Origin of the sequence: Streptomyces sp. NPDC020192, assembly GCF_044388685.1 — a bacterium.
GTDB lineage: Bacteria > Actinomycetota > Actinomycetes > Streptomycetales > Streptomycetaceae > Streptomyces.
In genome coordinates, this window is the sequence record NZ_JBIRXG010000065.1 from 1 (window position 1) to 21,226 (window position 21,226).

The 21,226-nt window shown below is 69.7% G+C and carries 16 protein-coding genes and 3 pseudogenes; 4 read left to right on the forward strand and 15 right to left on the reverse strand.

The annotated features are described in order from the left end of the window. The 8 genes from ACH47Z_RS45455 to ACH47Z_RS45490 all read right to left on the reverse strand — a co-directional run. Positions 1-350 (reverse strand): SDR family NAD(P)-dependent oxidoreductase (locus ACH47Z_RS45455; protein ID WP_399085986.1); only part of this gene is annotated, 350 nt, incomplete at its 3' end. Further along, positions 347-1,390 carry a zinc-binding dehydrogenase gene (locus tag ACH47Z_RS45460; RefSeq protein ID WP_399085989.1) on the reverse strand — a complete coding sequence of 348 codons (1,044 nt, stop codon included), beginning with the start codon at positions 1,388-1,390 and terminating at the stop codon, positions 347-349. The genes ACH47Z_RS45455 and ACH47Z_RS45460, both read right to left, overlap by 4 nt. After that, positions 1,387-1,824: an RbsD/FucU domain-containing protein gene (locus tag ACH47Z_RS45465; protein WP_399085992.1), complete on the reverse strand. Its 438-nt coding sequence runs from the start codon at positions 1,822-1,824 to the stop codon at positions 1,387-1,389. Before ACH47Z_RS45465 ends, ACH47Z_RS45460 begins: the two co-directional genes overlap by 4 nt. Continuing rightward, positions 1,815-2,717, reverse strand: coding sequence for an amidohydrolase family protein (locus ACH47Z_RS45470; RefSeq protein ID WP_399085995.1), 903 nt, complete (start codon positions 2,715-2,717; stop codon positions 1,815-1,817). Before ACH47Z_RS45470 ends, ACH47Z_RS45465 begins: the two co-directional genes overlap by 10 nt. Beyond that, complete coding sequence (locus ACH47Z_RS45475; RefSeq protein ID WP_399085998.1) at positions 2,710-4,035, reverse strand: L-fuconate dehydratase; 1,326 nt, start codon at positions 4,033-4,035, stop codon at positions 2,710-2,712. The genes ACH47Z_RS45470 and ACH47Z_RS45475 overlap by 8 nt, the downstream gene beginning before the upstream one ends. 93 nt (positions 4,036-4,128) lie before the next feature. After that, a complete protein-coding gene (locus ACH47Z_RS45480; protein ID WP_399086028.1) occupies positions 4,129-5,169 on the reverse strand; it encodes an ABC transporter permease in 1,041 nt (346 codons plus the stop codon). Positions 5,170-5,173: 4 nt separating this feature from the next. Next, positions 5,174-6,739, reverse strand: coding sequence for a sugar ABC transporter ATP-binding protein (locus ACH47Z_RS45485; protein ID WP_399086001.1), 1,566 nt, complete (start codon positions 6,737-6,739; stop codon positions 5,174-5,176). 47 nt (positions 6,740-6,786) lie between these two features. Next, entirely contained in the window at positions 6,787-7,845 is a 1,059-nt protein-coding gene (locus ACH47Z_RS45490) for a sugar ABC transporter substrate-binding protein (RefSeq protein ID WP_399086004.1), read from the reverse strand. Positions 7,846-8,311: 466 nt separating this feature from the next. On the opposite strand from ACH47Z_RS45490, the gene ACH47Z_RS45495 reads away from it, so the two are divergent. Then, the gene (locus tag ACH47Z_RS45495) at positions 8,312-10,543 is read left to right on the forward strand and encodes an alpha-L-fucosidase (RefSeq protein WP_399086007.1); all 2,232 of its coding nucleotides are present in this window, start codon (positions 8,312-8,314) and stop codon (positions 10,541-10,543) included. 1,108 nt (positions 10,544-11,651) lie between these two features. Here ACH47Z_RS45495 and ACH47Z_RS45500 read toward each other — a convergent pair. Continuing rightward, positions 11,652-12,540, reverse strand: a pseudogene (locus ACH47Z_RS45500) (carbohydrate-binding protein); the annotation flags it as partial. A gap of 15 nt (positions 12,541-12,555) precedes the next feature. On the opposite strand from ACH47Z_RS45500, the gene ACH47Z_RS45505 reads away from it, so the two are divergent. After that, positions 12,556-12,828 (forward strand): hypothetical protein, encoded by a 273-nt coding sequence (locus ACH47Z_RS45505; RefSeq protein WP_399086010.1) that lies wholly within the window; start codon positions 12,556-12,558, stop codon positions 12,826-12,828. 86 nt (positions 12,829-12,914) lie between these two features. Here the strand turns inward: ACH47Z_RS45505 and ACH47Z_RS45510 are convergent, their stop codons facing one another. The 6 genes and pseudogenes from ACH47Z_RS45510 to ACH47Z_RS45535 all read right to left on the reverse strand — a co-directional run bounded on the left by ACH47Z_RS45510 (position 12,915) and on the right by ACH47Z_RS45535 (position 18,436). Then, on the reverse strand, positions 12,915-13,484 hold the full coding sequence (locus ACH47Z_RS45510) for a TetR/AcrR family transcriptional regulator (protein ID WP_399086013.1): 570 nt from the start codon (positions 13,482-13,484) through the stop codon (positions 12,915-12,917). Between the two features lie 382 nt (positions 13,485-13,866). Further along, a pseudogene (locus ACH47Z_RS45515) lies at positions 13,867-14,175 on the reverse strand (DUF3533 domain-containing protein); the annotation flags it as partial. A 177-nt stretch (positions 14,176-14,352) separates the two neighbouring features. Then, on the reverse strand, positions 14,353-14,982 hold the full coding sequence (locus ACH47Z_RS45520) for a YhgE/Pip domain-containing protein (RefSeq protein WP_399086016.1): 630 nt from the start codon (positions 14,980-14,982) through the stop codon (positions 14,353-14,355). A gap of 296 nt (positions 14,983-15,278) precedes the next feature. Beyond that, complete coding sequence (locus ACH47Z_RS45525) at positions 15,279-15,386, reverse strand: hypothetical protein (RefSeq protein WP_399086031.1); 108 nt, start codon at positions 15,384-15,386, stop codon at positions 15,279-15,281. Positions 15,387-15,688: 302 nt separating this feature from the next. Beyond that, a pseudogene (locus ACH47Z_RS45530) lies at positions 15,689-16,823 on the reverse strand (IS110 family transposase); the annotation flags it as partial. A gap of 707 nt (positions 16,824-17,530) precedes the next feature. After that, positions 17,531-18,436, reverse strand: a complete 906-nt coding sequence (locus ACH47Z_RS45535; protein WP_399086019.1) for a LysR family transcriptional regulator — start codon at positions 18,434-18,436, stop codon at positions 17,531-17,533. A 146-nt stretch (positions 18,437-18,582) separates the two neighbouring features. Here ACH47Z_RS45535 and ACH47Z_RS45540 point away from each other — a divergent pair, with 146 nt between their 5' ends. Together ACH47Z_RS45540 and dctA are read left to right on the forward strand one after the other, a co-directional pair. Then, positions 18,583-19,701 carry a PrpF domain-containing protein gene (locus ACH47Z_RS45540; RefSeq protein WP_399086022.1) on the forward strand — a complete coding sequence of 373 codons (1,119 nt, stop codon included), beginning with the start codon at positions 18,583-18,585 and terminating at the stop codon, positions 19,699-19,701. Beyond that, positions 19,698-21,095 carry a C4-dicarboxylate transporter DctA gene (gene dctA / locus ACH47Z_RS45545; protein ID WP_399086025.1) on the forward strand — a complete coding sequence of 466 codons (1,398 nt, stop codon included), beginning with the start codon at positions 19,698-19,700 and terminating at the stop codon, positions 21,093-21,095. Before ACH47Z_RS45540 ends, dctA begins: the two co-directional genes overlap by 4 nt. Positions 21,096-21,226 lie beyond the last annotated feature (131 nt).

The window sequence follows — 21,226 nt, forward strand, 5'->3', positions numbered from 1 at the left end:
TTGACCTGGAGGACCAACTCCCAGTCATCATCGGGGTGTTCGGCGGCCGGGGCGCGGCGGATCGTACCCGCGTTGTTGACCAGAATGTCCACCGGCCGCTCACGCCCGGCGAGGTCCGCGCCCAGGGCCCGTACGGCGGCGGGGTCGGCGAAGTCGGTGCGGATGGCCTCGAAGGTACGGCCCGCGGCCAGGACGTCCTTCTCCACCGCGCTGCCGGAGGTTTCCAGCGAGGCGCTGACGCCGATGACGTCCGCACCGGCCTCGGCGAGCGCGCGGGCCATGGACCGGCCGATGCCGCGGCGGGCGCCGGTGACGACGGCGAGCCTGCCGGTCAGGTCGAAGACGTTCACTGGATGGCTCCCTTGGTGTCGTCGGTGCAGTCCACGAGGATCTTCATCACATCTCCGCCGCCCTCCAGCGCCTCGAAGGCCGCGGGCGCCTCGGTGAGCGGCACGACCTTGCTGATCAGCCGCTCGGCCGGAACGGTGCCGTCGGCCACCAGGGTCACCGCCTGCTCGAAGTCGGCACGGTCGTACAACCGGGCGCCCACGAGCGTGAGTTCACGCCAGAAGAAGCGGTGCAGGTTCACCTCGCGCGGGCGGGCGTGGATGGCCACCAGGCACAACCGGCCGCGCACGCCGAGAACCTCGACGGCGGTGTCCACTCCGCCTTGCGCGCCGGAGACCTCGAAGGCGACGTCCGCACCGGCGTCGCCGGTCCACTGCCGGACCAGTTCGGGCATGTCGTCGGCGCCCGGATCCCAGGTGGCCAGCCCCAACTCCTCGGCGAGTCGCCGCCGGTGAGGGCTCAGCTCGACCACCCGGACGTCGGCTCCGGCTGCCCGGGCGACCAGGGCGATGAGGATGCCGACGGGGCCGCCGCCGACCACGACGGTCTTCTCGCCGTCGCGGACCTGGGCCCGGCCGACGTCGTGCACCGCGACCGCGGTGGGCTCCACGAGGGCGGCGTGGTCCAGGGGGAGGGAGCCGGGCAGCCGTACGAGGGTCGTGGCGGGCACGGCCCAGCGCTGCTGCATCGCGCCCGGAGAGTCGATGCCGATGAAGTCCAGGTGCTGGCAGATGTGCCGGTGCCCCGCCTGGCAGGCCGGGCAGGTGTCGTCCCAGCGCAGCGGCATCACGGTGACCGCGTCCCCGGGCGACCAGCCCTCCACTCCTGCGCCCACCCGCACGATCCGGCCGGACATCTCGTGCCCGAGGACGGCGGGCACGGCGACCCGGGCGTCCATGTCGCCGTGGAAGATGTGCAGGTCGGTGCCGCAGATACCGACGTAGGCGGGGGCGATCTCCACCTGGCCGGGGCCGGGGGGCGGATTCTCGGCGGGGGCGGTGTCCAGAGTGCGGGCGGCGAGGTAGCGGACTGCGAGTGTCATCGTGTTCTCAGGGTCCCTTCAGCGCGGACGCCGATGGTCAGCAGCAGGTTGGCGTAGGTGCGGATGTCGGCGGTGACGACGGCGAGGGCCACGTCGGGTGAGCGGGCGGCGTCGTAGAACTCGAAGCGGCCGAGCGTCTCGACGGGGATGGGCGCCAGCATCGAGCGGTACTCGGCGATGGCCGGCGGCTCCGGCTCGCCCTCGGGGGGCACCATCACGTGCGCCGACTCGACGGGCAGAGCCCGCAGCAGGACGTCGAGCACGGTGGTGACGTCCAGCAGACCCGGCGCCAGGTTGAGATGGACGGTCCTGGTTCGCGGGCCGGTGGCCGTACTCGCCGGATAGTGGCCGTCGGCGAGCAGGACGCGGGCTCCATGCCCGGCGCCCGCCAGGGCTTCGAGGATGCCCGGGTGCAGGAGTTCGGTCAGCAGCATGGAGGCCCCTCCTTCCTTCGAGTGGGGTCGAGGCGGTAGAACGTGCTGGCGGTACCGGCGAGGACCGCCTCGGTCTCGGCGGCGGAGCAGCCGGTCAGGAGTTCCTCGACGGTGGCGGCCCATCGGTTCCAGCCGCCGGCGAGGACGCAGACCGGCCAGTCCGAGCCGAACATCAGCCGGTCGGGGCCGAAGGCGTCGAGCAGGGCCTCCCACACGGGCCGGATGTCCTCGACGGTCCATTTCTGGTGGTCGGCCTCGGTGACCAGACCGGACACCTTGCACCGCACTTGGGGGTGCGCGGCCAGCCGCCGTATGTCCCGCTCCCAGTCGTCCAGGTCCTGCCGGGCGATGGGCGGTTTTCCGGCGTGGTCAAGGACCAGGGGCAGGCCGGGCACGCGCCGGGCCAGTTCGGTCGCCTGGCGGAACTGGTGGCTGCGGATCAGGACGTCGTAGCCGAGGCCCCGGTCGCGTATCGCACACAACCCCCGCTCCACTTCCGGCCGTTGCAGCCACGCGGCGTCGGGCTCGCCCTGCACGAGGTGCCGTAGGGCCCGCAGGTGACGGCCTCCTGTTCCGGCCCGCAGGTCGTCCAGTACGTCGCCGATCGCGGGCGAGGTGAGATCCGCCCAGCCGACGACGGCACCGACCAAGGGGTCGCTGTCGGCGAGCGCGAGCAGGTCCCTGGTCTCGGGCACGGACGGCAGGCACTGGACCACCACGGTGCGGGTCAGCCGCCGCCCGTCGATCGGCCGGGTTGCCGCGCAGCGCAGGGCGTGCGGGCCGAAGGTGCGGCGGATGGGTTCGTGGCCGGGTTCGTCCAGCCAGGGCTGGGGCCGGCGGTCCAGGTCCCATACGTGGTGGTGGGCGTCGACGAGGATCTGGGCCTCAGACACGGGCCGTCCAGACGGGGCCGTCGGGGTACGCGTACTCCTTCAGGGACTCCGGCAGCATCTGTGCGCTCAGTCCGGGCAGGATCGGCGCGAGGTAGTGGCCGTCGGTGATGCGGACGGGGTCGGCGAAGTGCTCGTGCAGGTGGTCGACGTACTCGATGACCCGGTCCTCGACGGTGCCGGAGACGGCGACGTAGTCGAACATCGACAGGTGCTGCACCATCTCGCACAGCCCCACACCGCCGGCGTGCGGGCAGACCGGCACCCCGAACTTGGCGGCGAGCAGGAGGATCGCGATGTTCTCGTTGACGCCGCCGACCCGCGCGGAGTCGATCTGCACGATGTCCACCGCGCCCGCCTGCAGGAGCTGCTTGAAGACGACCCGGTTGGCGATGTGCTCGCCGGTGGCGACCTTGATGGGGCTGAGCGCCTCACGGACGGCCGCGTGGCCGAGGATGTCGTCGGGCGAGGTGGGCTCCTCGATCCAGTACGGGTCGTAGGGGGCCAGCGCACGCATCCAGTCGATCGCGGGGGCGACATCCCATCTCTGGTTGGCGTCGACGGCGATGCGGATGTCCGGCCCGACCGTTTCGCGGGCGGTGCGCATGCGCCGTACGTCGTCCTCCAGCGACGCGCCGACCTTCAGCTTGATCTGGGTGAAGCCGTCGGCGACGGCCTCGCGGGCCAGGCGGGCCAGCTTCTCGTCGGAGTAGCCGAGCCAGCCGGGCGTGGTGGTGTAGGCCGGGTAGCCGCGCTCCAGCAGCCGCGCGATCCTCTCCTCGCGGCCCGGTTCGGCACGGCGCAGGATGTCCAGGGCCTCCTCGGGCGTGAGAGCATCGCTCAGCCAGCGGAAGTCGACCTGCGCGACCAGGTCCTCCGGCGACATCTCCCCGAGGAAGCGCCACACGGGCTTGCCCGCGCGCTTGGCCGCGAGGTCCCAGGCGGCGTTGACCACTGCGCCGGTGGCCATGTGGATGGCGCCCTTCTCCGGTCCCAGCCAGCGCAGTTGGGGATCGTGCACGAGGGAGCGGGAGAACGCTCCGAGGTCGGCGCAGACCTCTTCCACCGACAGGCCGACCACGTGCGGGGCGAGCGCCGCGATGGCGGCGGCCTGCACGTCGTTGCCGCGTCCGGTGGTGAAGGCCAGGGCGTGGCCCTCCAGTCCGTCGCCGGCGTCGGTGCGCAGGACCACGTAGGCGGCGGAGTAGTCGGGCTCGGGGTTCATGGCATCCGAGCCGTCGAGGTGTTCGGAGGTGGGGAACCGCACGTCCAGGACGTCCAGGGCGGTGATGCGGGCGGATGAGGGCACGGTCGAGGACATGGCGGCAACTCCTGTGAGGGGCAAGGGGGATCGGTCCCCTCGCGACGAGACGTGAACGCGGCGGAGGTCGGGCGGCCGGTGGGGCCGCCCGGGTCACTCCTGGACCTTGCCGCCGGTGATGCGGGAGATGGCGAGGGCGACCAGGATGATCAGGCCGTTGAGAGCGCCGATCCACTGAGCGGGGACGCCCCCCAGCGTGAGCACGTTCTGGATCATGAAGAGCAGCAGGATGCCGCAGAACGCGCCGAACATGGTGCCCTTGCCGCCGTTGAGGCTGATCCCGCCGATGACGGCGGCGGCGAAGACGGTGAAGATGTAGCCGTTGCCCTGTGCGGAGGCGACCGAGGCCAGGCGTCCGGACAGCATCAGGCCGGCGAGGGCGGCGAGCACGCTGCCGGTGACGATCACGGTCCACAGCACCCGGTCGGTACGGATGCCGGCCGCCTTCGCCGCGTCGACGTTGCCGCCGATGGCGTACAGGGATCGGCCGAAGCCGGTCCAGCCGAGCACCACGATCGCGATCGCGAACAGCGCCAGGCAGATCCAGATGGAGGCGGGCATGCCGAACCATTCGGCGGTGCCGATGTAGAGCATCGACTGCGGCAGCTGGAAGAAGGTCTGGCCGCCGGAGATGCCGGTGAGGATGCCGCGCAGGACGATGAGCATGCCGAGGGTCACGATGAAGCCGTTGAGGCCGAAGCGGATGATCAGCAGGGCGTTGATCACTCCGACGAGTGCGCCCACGGCGAGGGTGAGGGGGATCGACCAGGCACCGGGGAGCAGGCCGAGTCCGTGTCCGGCACCGGCCGGGACGACCAGCCAGGCCGCGACGCCGGGCGCGAGGCCCATGGTGGACTCCAGGGACAGGTCCATCTTCTTGACGATCAGGATCATCGTCTGGGCGAGGACCAGCAGGGCCATCTCGGACATGGTCTGCAGGACGTTGATGAGGTTGTCGGCCTGCAGGAAGACCGGGTTGACGATCTGGCCGACGACCGCGATGACGACGATCGCGGGGACGAGGGCGAGGTCGCGCAGGCGGGCCAGGGGGATCCGGCCGCCGAGCAGCGCGGTGCGCTTGTTCTTCGGTTCCACGGCCTCGGCGGCTGCGTCCGCGAGGACGGTTTCAGGCATTACTTCAGGCATTCAAGTCCACTCCTTCCATCGCGGCCACGAGTTCGTGGTCGTGCCAGCCGCGGGCTATCTCCGAGGTCACGTGGCCCTGGAACATCACCAGGACCCGGTCGCACATGCGCAGGTCGTCGAGTTCGTCGGAGGCGATGAGCACTCCGGTGCCGGACTCGGCGGTCTCCTCGACCTTGCCGAGGAGGAACTCCTTGGAGCGCACGTCCACGCCCGCGGTCGGGTTGATCAGCACCAGCAGGCGCGGGTCGTCCGCCAGGGCGCGGGCCATGACGACCTTCTGCTGGTTGCCGCCCGAGAGCGCGGAGACGGGCAGCTCGGGTCCCGGCGTCTTGATCGCCAGCTTCTCGATCATGTTGTCGGCGAGCCGGTCCCGTCGGTCACGGCTGAGGAAGCCGTTCTTGCCGAGCCGGTGAGGAACGGACAGCGTGGCGTTGTCCGCGATCGACATGTCGGGCACGAAGCCCTGGTGGTGCCGGTCCTGCGGGACGAACCCGGCGCCCGCGGCGAGCGCGGCGGGCACGCTGCCCGGCCGGGGCCGCCGCCCGGCGATCTCCACCTCGCCCGCCTGGGCCGCCCGCAGACCTACGACGGTCTCGGCGACCTCGGTACGACCGCTGCCGGCGGCACCCGCGAGTCCGACGATCTCCCCGGCGCCCACCTGGAAGGTGACATCACCGTAAGCGCCGTCACTGCCCAGCGCGTGCACGGACAGCGCGGGCGTGGCGGTGCGGTCGAGGGTGCTCGACCGCACCTGCAGCCGGTCGGCGGCCGCCTCGCCGGTCATCGCGGCGACCAGCTCGGTGCGGGCAAGCTCCGCGACCGGCGCGGTCACGATGTGCCGGGCGTCGCGGAACACCGTCACCATGTCGCAGATGTCGTAGACCTCTTGGAGATGGTGGCTGATGAACAGGAAGGTCACGCCCTGGCGCTGCAGGTCGCGGATGCGGTCGAAGAGCCGGTTGATGGCCGCACCGTCGAGCTGGGCGGTCGGCTCGTCGAGGATGATGAACCGGGCTCCGAAGGACAGCGCCCGGGCGATCTCCACGAACTGCCGCTGCTCCACGCTCAGATCGCCGGCCGAGGTCTGCGGGTCGACGTCCACCGACCACGTCGACAGCAGCTCCTGCGCCCGTCGGCGCACACCCTGCCAGCTGATGAGCCGGCTGCGGCCGTGGTCGTGCCGGTTCAGGAAGAGGTTCTCGGCGACGGTCAGGGTGGGGATGATCGTCGACTTCTGGTAGACGCAGGCCACGCGCTCTCGCCAGGCGTCGCGGTCCGCGAGTCGTGGTGCGGGGCTGCCGCCGAAGGTGACCGTTCCCTCGTCGGGGGCCTGCAGGCCGGTGAGGACCGACACGAGCGTCGACTTGCCGGCCCCGTTGCGGCCGACGAGCGCGTGGGTCTCGCCGGGCCTGATGGTGATCCGGGCGCCGTTGAGGGCCACCGTCGGACCGAATCGTTTGACTATGCCCGTCGCCTCGACGACAGGCGGGCCCACCTGGGACCGTCCGTCGTCCGCCGGGGCGGGCGCGGGGCTGACTGCTCGCTCCCCGTCGCTCATCACAACCGCCTTGTACTCGTTAGCCGTTGGGCGCCTGACAGGGCAGGTCAGCCGAGGTTGTTGCCCCACAGGGACCTGTCGGTGCTCTTGACGCTGGACACGCCGCCATAGGTGCCGCCGTCGGCGGTGACCAGGGGGGCGGAGAGCTGGTCCTCCAGCACACCCTCGCGGACCTGGATGATGGTGCTGTCATGGTCGGTCTTGCCGGGCTTGAACGTCTTCCCGTCGATCGCCGCCTTCAGGTAGTACAGGGCGTACTTGGCGTACAGGTCGGCCGGCTGGGAGACGGTGGCGTCGATGTTGCCGGCCGCGATGTCCTTGAGCTCCTCGGGGATGCCGTCGTTGGACACGATGAAGACGTGCTTCTCGTCCTTCAGGCCGACCAACAGGCCCTTCTGCTTGAGCACTTGGAGCGTGCCGGCCAGGGCGAAGCTGGACTCCATGTAGACGCCCTTGATGTCCGGGTTGGCGGTCAGATCGGTCTGGAGCTTCTGCGCGGCGACCGCGCCGTCCCAGTTGGTGGCCTCACCGAGCACCTTGATGCCGGGGTAGTTCTTCTTCATGCAGTCGTTGAACGCCTCGGTGCGGTCACGGCCGTTGATCGAGTCGAGGCCGCCCTCCAGCATGACGACCTTGCCCTTGCCGTTCAGCTTCGTGCCGAGGAACTGGCAGGCCTTCTCGCCGTAGGCGCGGTTGTCGGCCCGCACCACCATGAACACCTTGCCGCTGTCGGGGCGGGTGTCGATGGTGACGACGGGGATCTTCTTCGCCTCCAACTGCGCCAGCGTCGGCGCGATGGCGGCGGTGTCCTGGGGCGCCATCGCGATGCCCTTCACACCCTGGCTGATGAACGTCTGCGCGTTGGCGGTCAGCTTGGCGACGTCGTTCTGCGAGTTCGTCGTCTTGAGCGACAGGCTCAGCTGTCCGGCGTACCTGGGCGTGTACTTGATGTACGAGTTCCAGAAGTCGGTGTCGGAGCGGGGGTAGTCGACGCCGACCAGCGGGGAACTGCTCGACGAAGTGGTGCCCGAGCCGCCGCAGGCGCTGAGCAGCGCCAGGGCGGACAGGGCTGAGGCGGTGGAGCAGAGAGCAGTTCTGAGTCTCATCGGTACTTCCTCGCGCTGGTCCCGGAGCGGGAGTTGGTGTGCTGGGCGACAGCTGTGTGCCGCCGCACCGAAGACATGGGATGTATGTATAGGCGGCGACCGAGGGTGCTGTCTAGGCGTCGGGTGAAAACACTGGAAAGGAGGAGGGTTTGGGGCTCACAGCGGCACTCGGGAGCTAAATCAATCCCATCAATGATGCGCATTCGTGATGCGCTGACGGCTTGTCTGCGGACTCACTGTGTGGCGGCGCCTTCGTCGCATGACCTTCAAACATTCCATGTCTGTCGCCGGACAATGGGGTGATAGCACCTGTATGTGACAAAACCGCGAGCCAATGAGGTTCTTTCATCCCTGCACGCCCGTTGACATCAGTGCGTCACATGGTCGAACTTCGTGCGTAACCTCCGGCGCTCCAGAGCCGTGGGCGTCGCGTGTCCCCCCTCTCCCCCATTTCAGGGATGTCCTCATGTCGAGCTCTTTCAACAGACGCCAGTTCCTGTCCGCCGCCATATGTGTAGCGGCGGCAGCCGTCGCCGGCGGCGGTCTCGGGGCCGGCGTCGCCCAGGCGGCACCGAGTACCTACACACCGGCGTGGCCCTCGGTCGACCAGCACCCGCCCGCCCCCGAGTGGTTCCAGGACGCCAAGTTCGGCATCTACTTCCACTGGGGCGTCTTCAGCGTTCCCGCCTACGACAGCGAGTGGTACCCGCGCAACATGTACATAGCCGGCAGCGCGGCCAACCAGCATCACATCGCGACCTACGGCGACCCGTCCGTGTGGCCGTACCACAACTTCATCAACGGGGCGAAGGACCTCGCTGGGAACACCGTGCAGTTCGCACCGCGGCTCACATCGGCGGGCGGGAACTTCGACCCCGACGCGTGGGCGCAGCTGTTCGCCGACGCGGGAGCGAGGTTCGCCGGACCGGTCGCCGAACACCACGACGGCTTCTCCATGTGGAACAGCCAGGTCAACGAGTGGAACTCGGTCGCCAAGGGCCCGAAGCTCAATCTGCTGCAGCTGTTCACCACGGCGATCCGGGCCAAGGGGCTCAAGCTGCTGGTCGCCATGCACCACGCGTACAACTTCAACGGCTACTACGACCACGTCCCCGCCCAGTCGGACCCGAGCCTGCAGAAGCTCTACGGGCAGTTGAGCAGGGCGCAGGAGAACCAGCTCTGGTACGACAAGCTGAAGGAGGTCATCGACTTCGCCCAACCGGACATCCTGTGGCAGGACTTCAGACTGGACGGGGTCGACGAGACGCAGCGCCTGAACTTCCTGTCGTACTACTACAACCAGGCCAACGCCTGGGGCCGCGAGGTCGTCGCCACCTTCAAGGACGGGCTCGACAACAAGGGCGAGGTCTTCGACTACGAGCGCGGCGGCCCGGCCGACCTGACCACCCCCTACTGGCTCACCGACGACAGCATCTCCAGCTCCAGCTGGTGCTACACACAGGGCATCGGCTACTACAGCACCCAGCAGATGCTGCACTCCCTCATCGACCGGGTGAGCAAGAACGGCAACATGCTGCTGAACATCGCGCCGATGGCCGACGGCACGATCCCGCAGGCACAGAAGGACGTCTTGCTCGGCATCGGCGACTACCTGAAACGCTTCGGCGAGTCGGTCTACTCGACCCGGCCCTGGACGGCGTACGGCGAAGGCCCGACGAAGATGGGCGGCGGCTCCTTCACCACCCCGACGGCCGGCACCGCGCAGGACATACGCTTCACCCGGGACAAGACCAACACGGTCCTGTACGCCACCGTCCTCGGCTGGCCCGGCAGTTCGCTCACGATCAAGACTCTCAGCTCCGACCGGATCGACCTCTCCTCGCTGACGTCGGTCAAGCTGCTCGACTCGACGGCCGGCACCTACATCAGTCTCGCCACGCCCGCGCAAGACGCCTCCGGACTGAAGGTGACCCTGCCGTCGTCGGCGCCGTTCAGCGCCAACGCGTACGTTCTGAAGCTCTCCTTCTCCGGGCAGATCCCCAGCCTGCGGCCCCTCTCCGGCGCCGTGGTCTTCGGGGACGTCAACTACTCGGGCACGACCGCCGTGCTCCCTGTCGGCGACTACACCGCGGACCAGCTGACGCTCGCCGGACTTGGCCCACTCAACCTCTCGTCCCTGCGGCTGGCTTCCGGCTTCCAGGTGATCGGCTACTCGGGAGACAACTTCTCCGGCACCTCATGGACCTTCACCGCCGACAACCCCGACCTCAGGGTCACGGGCAACAACGACCAGGTCACCTCGCTGAAGGTGCAGTTCAACCCCTCGACGTACTTCCGGCTCACCAACGTCACCGACGGCCTTGCCCTGGACAGCGGCGGCAACGTCGCCTCCGGGTCCAACCTCAAGCAGTGGACCTGGGACGGCAGTCCCAACCTCCAGTGGCAGGCGGTCGAGGTAGGCGGCGGCTACTACAAGCTGGTCAACCGCACCAACGATATGGTCGCCGACGGCTGGGGGGCCACCGGCAACGGTTCAACGGCCAGGCAGGCGCCGTGGAACGGCGGCACGAACCAGCAGTGGACGATCACCCACCGAGGCGATGGCCGCCACACGATCGCCAACCGCTCCACCGGCCTCGTCCTCGACGGCGGTGGCAACGTCGCCTCGGGCTCCGTCACCAAGCAGTGGGCCTACGGAAGCAGCACCAACCTGCTGTGGACCTTCACGGCGCTGTGACTCTCGCACCGGCATGACAAGCGGCTGCCAGCGGCAGCACTTTGGTGGCCCTGGCGACCACGAGGGTCTGCCTGCTGGCGGCGACCGAGGTGTTGCTGCCGGAGACGACGCGGGTGACGCCTTCGTAGCTGTATGCGCCGCCCGCCCCAACCGCCTCACCCCTGACACATCAGAGCCACCCGAAGCCGGGAGTACACCCATGTCTCAAAGAGGCCGCGCCAGGAGCGCGTCGGCCTGGGAGCGCAGGAAGTCCGCCCGGCTGCTCGAGGATCACTCGATATCGGCCGCCTTCAAGGCTACAGACGTCACGCGAGCCTCCGACCCATGTGCAAAGCGGGGAAGAGACGGACGCGCAGGAAGGTCACCGTCGCGCGCATTTTCCTGGTGTCGCCGACACCGGCGCGGGGGCCGACGGCCCGGGGCGAACGACCACGGCTGGGTGGCGGTGCTGCCGGGCCGTCAGCCGCTGGCGCGGCGGGCTTCACCTGGCGTGCGAAGGCCTGCGGCGGCGTACGCGAAGCACCAGCACACAGTCGGCACCGATGACTGGCAGGCCACCGACGGCGCTGTAGACGACAGCGTTGCTCATCCCGGTGGAGGCAGGCCGCCGGGCGTGCTGCTCTGGGCCGGCCGGCCGACGGGTGCGCCGGCCACCGTGGCCTGCGCTCGGGTGCCGATCGTGGCTGAGGCGGACACAACCGGCGCAGCGGGGGTCGGCGTGGCGCCAGGAGACGGGGCGGCAGTGCCGGTGGTCGCCGACGCGGGGCTTCAGCTGAAGAGTGGTGATCGAATACGGAGGCAGCGTCGATGCGGCCGCCATGCCCTGCGCCGCCGTCGTCAGGGCGGTGCCGCCCTTGGCACTCCTGCCCGCCCAGGGGCCGTACCACGGGACGAACAATGCCCTTCGCCCACGGCCAACGGCGGCCCTTGGCGGAAGCTGCGGCCAGGGCCGAGGCTTTGCCGCGCGCAGATGGCCGGCCGGGGCGCGCCGGGTCGGCATCGTTCACGCCCTGTCGGCGAAGTGACGCTGCCCAAGCCTGCGTGAGGTCCCTCGGCCCATGGTGGGGCCGCAGCCCCTTGTGGCTGCGGCCCCACCATGGCGTCGGGGTCAGGACGGGTCGCCGTACTGGAGGCCGCGTCCGTTGGTGCCGATGTAGACGCGGCCGAAGGTGTCGGGGTCGCCGGTGATGATGCCGAGGCTGCCGATGGCGCCCCACTGGTGGGCGTCGTCGTTGACGCGGAGCCAGGTAGCGCCCTTGTCGGTGGAGCGGAAGACTCGGGTGACGTCCTTGACGGTGCCGATCAGGTACAGGGCCTGGTAGTTGGCCTTCATCGCCCGCGCTCGACCAGCTCGCCCCCTTGTCGGTCGAGCGGTACGGGGACTGGCCGGCCTCGGTCCAGACGATGGCGGAGCCGTCCGCGGCGAGCGCGACATGGCCGCTCTCGGCGCCGGCCACCGGCTCTGCCCTGAAGCCGTTCCAGCTGCTGCCGCCGTCGGTGGAGTAGGCGCCGTCCTGCGGGCCGCCACGGCCGACGCGGACCATCATCGAGGGGTTGGACTGGGCGAAATCGATGTCGGTGCTGCTGCTCATCAGCGGGTTCCTCACCCGCCCGGCGGGCTCCTTGGTCAGGGAGTCGTAACGGAAACCGCCTTGGTCGCCCATGGAGGTGATGAGGGTGGCGCCGCCTGGCGGGGCGATCGCGTCCACCAGCGCGGTCTCCCTCCAGCCCTCGGGCCCCCACGGTCCAGTGGCTGGTGCCGCCGCTGTCGGTGGCGTTGGCGTCCTTGCTTTGCCAGATGCCGTTGCCGGTGCCGTACAGCACGTGCCCGGAGCTGAAGGGATCGATGGCCAGGGCGGTCACATCCAGTGTCCGATGCCGGTACCGAGGTAAGGAGCGGCGGAGGCGTCCCGCACCGACTTGTCGGCCAGTGCCTTCCAGGTCGTACCGCCGTCGGTGCTCCGGTAGAGCTCGTCCTGGGGCCACCAGCGGTCGAGGGGGCCCTCCACGCCATGGCAGGCGCTTATGCGCGACTGATCTCGGCGCACCCGGAAACGCTGCTGATGCAGATGCAGGGATACGCCCTCGTGGCAGCCGCCGAGGCGCAGGGCGATGGCCGGATCGGCGAGCTCGTCCGGGCCTGCTGGATGGGGCTCTGGGAAACCGCGCGCCTGCCGCTGGGTGCAGATGCCGACGAGGCCACGACCTTCCTCGCGCACGGCAGGCTGATCAACACCCTTACGACCATCGGGCTTCCCTCCGATTGCCGGAAAGCAAGGCGGTAAAGCCGTCGAAGCTGCTCCGGCTGCCGGAGGCGGGCGTCAGCCCCGAGGACGCGCCGTTCGCCGAGCCCGCTCGAAAAGGTGATGCGTCAGCGCACGCCTGCCGTATCGAGCAGGGTGGCCACCGTGGGGGCGATGAGCCCGGTGAGGTTGTCGGCTCCGATCCCCGCGCGGGCGCTGGCGCCGTCGAAGACCAGGCTGAGCTGTCGGGCCAGCAGGTCGGGATCGCTCGCACCGCCCTGCTCGGCCTCGGCCCGGAAAAATGCCGTCAGGTTTCCCTTGATCCGGTGGGCCACCCGGCTCGCAGGGTGACTTCGGTCCTTGAGCTCGATCTGCACCGCCAGATACCGGCAGCCCCGGAACTCGGGCGCACCCGCCTGCAGTTCCACCTGCTCGAAGACATGCAGGATCCGCTCGCGGGGTGAACGGCCGTCGTCCGCCGCGGGCAGGAGTATCGCCACGAAGGCGGAAGCCCGTTCCTCCAGGCTCGCCGCCAGCAGTTCGTCCTTGCTCTCGAACAGCTGGTACATGGAGCGCTTCGACACCCCCGCCGCCTTGCACAGCGCCTCGATGCCGATGCCGACGCCGTCTCGGTAGGTGAGTGTGGCCGCCGCCTCCAGCAGCCGCTCTCGGGGACTTGCCTTCACTTCGGTGCTCATACTGTGAGGTTAACTCGATTCGGGAGAAATATAAACCGATCGGTTTCCTCGGTCGGCCGGGACGCCTGGTCAGAGGCTCGGCGACGGCCCCCGGGGGAAAGGTACCGTCGCCGAGCCCTGAGGGTGTGCGCCTGCCGTGCCCGCGGGGCGGCGCACACGGAGGCCGCTCCGCACCGCAGCCCCGTCCAGGGTGGATCGCGGATCCGCTACGCCAGGGCGTCGGTCTTCTCGGGCTTCGCCGCGGCAGGGACACGGTGCAGCCCCTGCGGTCGTACCAGCCCGTCACACCGAAGCCGAACAGCGCGGCCGCCACGAGGCCGGCAGCCATCATCACCCAGCCCCGGGTCAGACCGGCGTCGGCCTGGGCGTCGTAGTAGAGGATCGAGCGGACACCGCCGGTGATCTGCCGCAGCGGCTCGAACTCCGCCAGGAAGCAGCAGATGCCCGGCAGCGCCTCGATGGGGGTGGTGGCCCCGGCCGTCGGCACCGCCATCCCGATGAAGACCAGCGTGACCACCAGCATGCCGGGCGTCCCGAAGACGGCGAGGAGGGCGAGCGCACCGATCCCGGAGACCGCGATGGCACACACCGAGTACAGCCACAGCAGCGGCAGGTGAGAGGCGGCCATCCCCATGATGCCGACCGCACCCACGGTGACCAGGGTGCCCATCAGCAGGGACAGGCCGACCATGAGCGTGCTGACTGATGGCGAGGGTCTGCACCCGGGTCGCCCGGACCAGCGGGCGGTGCCGACGCAGGGGGCCCATGTCGTTGTGCGCGTAACCGAGGGCGTGGCCCACCTGTCCGCTGATGACGTTGGCGGAGAGCATGCCGCAGACCACCAGGACGAGCGCGTAGTAGAACGCCGTCAGTCCCAGGCCGCTGTGCGAGGCGAGGGGATGGCCGTCCTCGACCGTGACGGCTGCCGGATCGGCGAGCAGGACGCGCGCCGCGGCGGGCAGCTTCGCCTGCCCGGTCCGTGCGGTGAGTTCCTTGCCCACCTGGAGCGAGGCGCTCTCGGCCGCCTGCGTCGTCGCCGACCGGGCCAGGCTGGAACCAGGCTGCCGACGGACTGGTTGGTCAGCACCGTCAGGGTCGGGCGGACCGGGGTCCCGGTGGTCGCGGTGCCGGTTAGTGCGGTGATGGAGGTCGTAAAGTCGGCGGGGACGACGAGCGCGCCGTACAACTTGCCCTCGCCCAGCTCCTCCTTCACCTCCTTCTCATCCATCACCTTCCAGTCGATCTTGCTCCCACTCGCGGTGGATTTCTTGATCGACTCGGTGATCTGCACCCCCAGGTTGCCCCGCTTGCCACCGACGCCCACTCCCTTGTCGGCGTTGACCAGACCGACGGGCAGCTTCTTCATATGGTCGACCGGATCGATGTTGGCGCCGACGTAGAGCACGGTGAACAGCAGGGCGAGAACGCCCGTGATGACGCCATTGGTAATCCACAGGGGTTTGGCGTGCAGCACGCGGAAGGGATCATTCCCACTCATGACCTACTCCGGTCTCGACAGCAACAGCGACATCGTTAGCAGACCGGACAGTGCCATTGCAGGCCGGTGACCCTCGGAACCGGCATGGAAACCGGCCGGTTTTCCCTCATCGTAAACCGATCGGTTTCCATATTCAAATTCGAGACTCATGAGGCTGCAGGTCGCTTCGCCGGGGTCTGCCAGCCGCCGGTGACTTCCTTGACGGGCTTGTGAGGGAAGCGGCGCTGGGCCCAGAAAATCCTCGCCGGCAGGGCAGACGGCCACGCAGTAGCCGGGCTTGTAGCCGGGAGGACAGGTCAGGCCCTGGCACATGAAGGCGCTCTCGGAATCGGTGACCCGGGAGCGGTAGTCAGCGGCGTCCTGACTCCGACCGGGCACGCGGCGACGCACAGCCTGCAGTCGATGCAGGGGGTTGCCGTGCAGCGCCTGCTCGTATGCGCTCACCTCCGCGTCCACCAGGACGGTGGGCAGCAGTACGAAGCTGCCGAACTTCGGGTGGATGACGTTGCGGTGCAGGCCCATCACGCCGAGCCCTGCAGCCACCGCGACCGTCGCGTGCACCACAACCCAGATCCGCTCGCGGGGGAAGCGGTCCACCTCCTGAGGGAAGCCGACGGACGGGTTGAGGCCGCGGTGGGGGCCAGGCTGACCGCGGCCGCGTCGTCCGCACCGGCCGCGTGGCGAGCCGCAGTCGCCATTCGACTGTCAGCGCGTTCCGCAGGGCGGCTGCGTGCCAGTCTCCGTGTTCGTAGCGGCGCCGACGGTAGTGGGCTTTGGCCCCGGGTGATCCGTTCGGAGCGGCGAAGGGCCCAGAGGTAGCCGGCGTGGTTGAGCCGGTCGTTCTTCACCAACCGCCGCGTGATGCTCGATTTCTTGCCGGAGGCACGCGTGATGGGCGAGGAGCCCGTGTATGCCTTCAGCCCCCGGACGTCGGCGAAGCGTGTGCGGTCGTCACCGATCTCGGCCAGGATCCGGGCGGCGAGCTGGATGCCGAGCCCCTGGAAGCTCAGCAGGATCTCAGCGTCCGGATGCTGAGGGAGCGCGTTCTCCACCGCCTCGGCGAGCTGGTCAGCGGCAGTGCAGGCGGCGTCGAGCTGCATGAGGAGGGCGAGCATCTGTTTGCCGTGGGCGTCCTCGACAAGCGGCGGCTGGTGGGCCCACTCGGCGCGGAAGATGTCGCGGGTTCGGTGGGCTTCGGCTGCGATTCCGCGTTTGCGGCCGGCCCGCTTGAGGGCGGCCTGGAGCTGGCTGCGGGTCAGGCGTGCCGCCCGCGTCGGGGGCGGGGCGGTCTTGAGGAGTTCACGTGCCTCGGGCCGGCACAGGCCGTTGGCCCAGGTGGCGAAGGCGTCCAGGGCGGCCGGGCAGTACTCGCGCAGCAAGGAACGGAGCTGGTTGGCGAGCTGGTGGCGGTTCCACAGTGCGTCCTGCTGAGCGCGCGCGAGGACGGCGATCGCCCGGCCGAGGTCGGAGTCGTCGGGCAGTGGCCGGTGGGCGTGCATGTCGGTGCGCAGGATGTTCGCCAGGACGAGGGCGTCTCCGGGGTCGGACTGCTTGCGCGAGACGCTGTGCCGGTCGCGGTAGCGGGCGGCGGCCAGCAGGTTGATCCCGTACACCTTCCGCTTGCCGGTCCGCAGTACGGCGACCAGCAGTCCGCGGGAGGTCTCGATGGCCACCGGGATCGGGTTCTCCTCGGTGTCACGGCACTCGGCGAGAAGCTCCAGCAGCAGCTTGTAGCCGACGGCGTCGTCGGTTATGTGCCGCTTGGCCACTCACGTGCCGGAGTCATCGACCAGGGCGACGTCGTGGGTGCGTTCGGCCCGGTCAATTCCACAGTAGATCAAGGCAGTTCCACCCCGGCGTGCTGATGTTTGCGCTGGTCACGAGCGCATGCGGGCCACGCGTCGCACTGGTCCCAGGCATCGACCGCCGTTCGGATGTGCCGCCACCTCACGAGCCGTTCGTGGCACCAGCGCATCCCACGGGCCTCGGTCTGCGCGGGAGCTCGAAGGCTCGGGCATATCAAGAGGTCACCGCGGCAGAGTGGGCTCGCACCACCAACACCAACGAGTGGCCGAGATGATGGTGTTGACGCTCCCGAGTGCTGGATGTCACCGGTCTGACGAGAGGCATCAAGGCCCGTTCTGCAGAGGGCATACATCCAGCACCCGACTCGAACATCCAAGGAACTGCGGCACTCCCCCGGGATGCCCTGGGAAAGGGATCAGTTCTTCAGGTGAGCCACCGAGATCGCCGTCATGTACGTGCACGCCGCGCATCCGGACAAGGCGCTGCCCCGGGGTCCGCTGACCGGGCGGACCGCCCACTGCCATCACCCCGCCATGAAGACATCGACCACGCCCTCGGCCTGTCACTGCCGTAGCCGAGGCTCGCCTCGGACCCCGCGCTCCTTCCGGATCACGAACCCAACGTATGGCCAGGGTTGCTTGCCGTCGCCGGTTGCCCACGTCCAACACCGAAGTGCGGGGCATGGATTCTCAGCAGTGAGTGCGACGGTGCCATGACCGGTGGGCGTGGTTCGGTGTCAGCGTCAGCGTGTTCGGGCCGCGGCGGTGTCGCGGAGGAGTCCGGCGAAGGTCAGGGCGGCGGGGGTGAGTGAGTGGTCGGCCATGCGAACCAGGAGGATGCGGCGGACGGGGGCCGGCGGCTGGAGGGGCAGGACGTTGACGCCGGGACGGATGCCCTCCAGGGCCAGGGTGGGGGCGAGTGCGACGCCGATGCCGGCGGCGACCATGGCCTGGGCTTCCTGGTAGTCGTGGGCCTCGTAGGCGATCTGGGGCTCGAAGCCGACGGCGCGGCAGCCGCGGACGAGGGCTTCGGCCACCGGGTGATGGTCGGCGCGGGTGATCCACGGGTCGTGTGCGAGGTCGGCGAGTGAGGCGGCGTCGCGGCCGGCGAGTGGATGGTGGTCGCTGACGAGAAGGGCCGGCGGGTCGTCGAGGAGTGGGGTGACGACGATGTCCTCCCGGTCGATTCGGCTCCAGTCGTAGTCCCACATCAGCGACATTTCGATCTCCCGGTTCTCCAGCATGGTCCAGAGCCCGGCGATGCGGGCGCTGCGGACGGTCAGCCGTACGTCGGGGTGGGCGTCCCGGAAGGCGATCACGGCCTGTGGGAGGAGCGAGGCGCCGACGGTGGGGAAGGTGCCGATGCGCAGCGTGCCCGCGCGCAGACCGGCGTAGTCGGCGAGTTCGTTTTTCGCGGCCTGCAGTTCGCGTTCGATCCGTTGCCCTCGTTCGGCCAGCGCCCGTCCGGCGTCGGTGAGGGTGACGCCGCGGGCGTGGCGTTCCAGCAGGGGCTGGCCCGCCTCCGTTTCCAGGCGGCTGATCTGCTGCGATACCGCTGACGGGGTGTAGTTGAGGGCGCGGGCTGTCGCGGTCACCGAGCCGCGCCGGGCGACCTCCGTGAACAGCAGGATGCGCCGTACGTCGAGCATGCCGCCTCCTCCAGCGTTCACTTCACCTTAATAGCCATGCAGATTTCCGAGATTGTACTTCACGCTGCCGTAACCCACCGTGGAGGACACCACGCACGGCGAGACCGTCGGTGGGCTTCCCCTTCCCTGGCTGTGAGGAGTCGGTTGTGCTGCGTCTGCAGGGCGAGATGATCCGCGGAGGAACCAGCAAGTGCTGGATCTTCGACCACCGCGACGTGGCCGCCACGGGCGTGGACGTCGACGCCCTCCTTCTCGCCGCCTTCAACGCCGCCGACCCCCGTCAGATCGACGGCGTGGGCGGCGCCTCCTCCACCACATCCAAGGCCGCCGTCGTACAGGCGTCGACCCAGGCCGGCGTGGATGTCGAGTACGCCTTCGCGCAGGTCGGTATCGGCGACGAGCGCGTGGAGTGGGCCAGCAACTGCGGCAACTGCGCCACCGCCGTGGCCCTGTACGCCGTCCACCACGATCTCGTGCCGATCACGTCGGACACCACCACCGTCCGCATGCTCAACGTCAACACCGGGGCCCGCCTCACCGGCACGATCCCCACGCCTGACGGCGTGGCCCCGGAGGAGGGCACGGCCGTGGTGCCGGGTACCTCGGCGCCGGGGGTGCCGGTGCTGCTCGGGTTTCAGGACCCCGCGGGCTCGACGACCGGCCGCGCACTGCCGACCGGGCGGGCACTGGACGAGCTGACCGGCCCGGACGGCCTTGTCGAGGCATCCCTGGTGGACGCCGGCGCGCCGGCCGCGCTGTTCGAGGCCAAGGCATTCGGCCTCGACGGCACGGAACCCCTCACCGCGTTCGCCACCGCAGTGCCCGCGCTGACACTGCTGCGCCGCCAGGCAGCGCTGGCCATGGGCCTGGCCCACGAGGGCGATCCGGTCAGCCACGCGGTGCCGAAGGTCGGCATCGTCGCCCGGCCTGCCCCCTATCGCACCACACAGGACATCCTCGTCAACCAGGACGAGTACGACCTGGCCGTGCGCATGGTCTCCATGCACGCGCCGCACCCGGCGATCGGCCTGACCTCCGCCGTGGCCCTGGCCACGGCCGCCGCCACCCCTGGCACCCTCGCCCACCGCGTAGCCCGGCAGACCGCCGACGGCACGCTGCGCCTGGGCACCCCCGCCGGCGTGGTCACCACCCAAGCCGTCCCCGCACCGGACAGCGCGTCCCCCACGGTGCTGCTGCACCGCGCCGCCCGGCGTATCGCCCGAGCCGAACTCCTCGTTCCCGTCCTGGAAGGACGCCCCGCATGAGCCGCAACGACGCCGCCCCGGGTACCGTCACCGCACCACCGGGCCGCATCCGCCGGATGCTGTCCCACCTGTACGTCCAGTGCCTGATCGCCGTCCTCCTCGGCGCCGCCGTGGGCGGGTTGTGGCCGTCCGTCGGCTCCGACCTCAAGCCGCTCGGCGACGGCTTCATCGCGCTGGTGAAGATGTTCATCGCACCGATCATCTTCTGCACGGTCGTCCACGGCATCGCCTCCATGGGCAATGCCCGCGCGGTCGGCCGCGTGAGCCTGAAGGCTCTGGTCTACTTCGAGGTGCTGACCACCGTGGCCATGGTGATCGGCCTGGTCGTCGTCAACGTCGTCAAGCCGGGCAGCGGTCTGCACATCGACCTCTCGACCCTGTCCGCCAAGGGCCTGCCGCCGGAGGCGACCACGGCCCACGAGGGCTTCGCCGCCTTCCTCCTCGCCACCATCCCCGCCACCCTGGTCAGCGCCCTGACCGGCAACGAGATCCTGCCGGTGCTGCTGGTGTCGGTGCTGTTCGGATTCGGCCTGCACGCCAGCGGAGAGGCCGGCCTGAGCATCGCCCGGGGCGTCGAGAAGTTCTCCACGGTCCTGTTCACACTCATCCGCTGGATCATGCGGCTGGCCCCCATCGGCGCGTTCGGCTCGATGGCCTTCACCATCGGCCACTACGGCCTGGGCACCCTGCGCCACCTGGCCCTGCTGGTCGGCTCGTTCTGGCTGACCGCCCTCTTCTTCGTCCTGGTCGTCCTCGGGACCGTGATGCGCCTGAACGGACTGCGGCTGCTGCCCTTCCTGCGCTACATCAAGGAAGAGCTGCTGATCGTCCTGGGCACCTCCTCCACGGAGCCCGTCCTACCGCGCATGATGGCCAAGCTCCAGCACGCGGGCGCCTCGAAACCGGTCGTCGGCATCACGCTGCCCGCCGGGTACTCCTTCAACCTCGACGGCACCGCCATCTACCTGACCATGGGCTCGGTCTTCCTCGCCCAGGCCCTCGGCATCCACCTCAGCCTCACCCAGCAGCTGGCCATGCTCGCCGTCATGCTGCTCACCTCCAAGGGCGCCGCAGGCGTCACCGGCTCCGGTTTCATCGCCCTGGCCGCCACTCTCAGCGCCGTCCCACACGTCCCGGTCGCCGCCCTCGCGCTGATCTTCGGCGTCGACCGGTTCATGTCCGAGGCCCGCGCCCTGACCAGCCTGGTCGGCAACGGCGTCGCCACCCTGGCCGTCGCCCGCTGGGAGGGCGAGCTCGACGAGGACCGCGCCAAGGCCGTCCTGCGCGGCGAGATTCCCTACGCCCCTGCTCCCGCTCCTTCTCCGGTGCCGGCCGAGCACGATCCGACGGAGACGCCGGCACCAACCCGCGACCCCGTTCCCGCCGCAAGCTGACGTCACATGGGCGGGGCGGGGCGCGGCCCCCCCCCCCCCGCCGCCCCCCCCCCCCCCCCCCCCCGGGGGGGGCGCGCCCCCCGGCCCCGGGCGGCAGACCCACCAGACACCCCCCCCAGAACCCCCCCCCC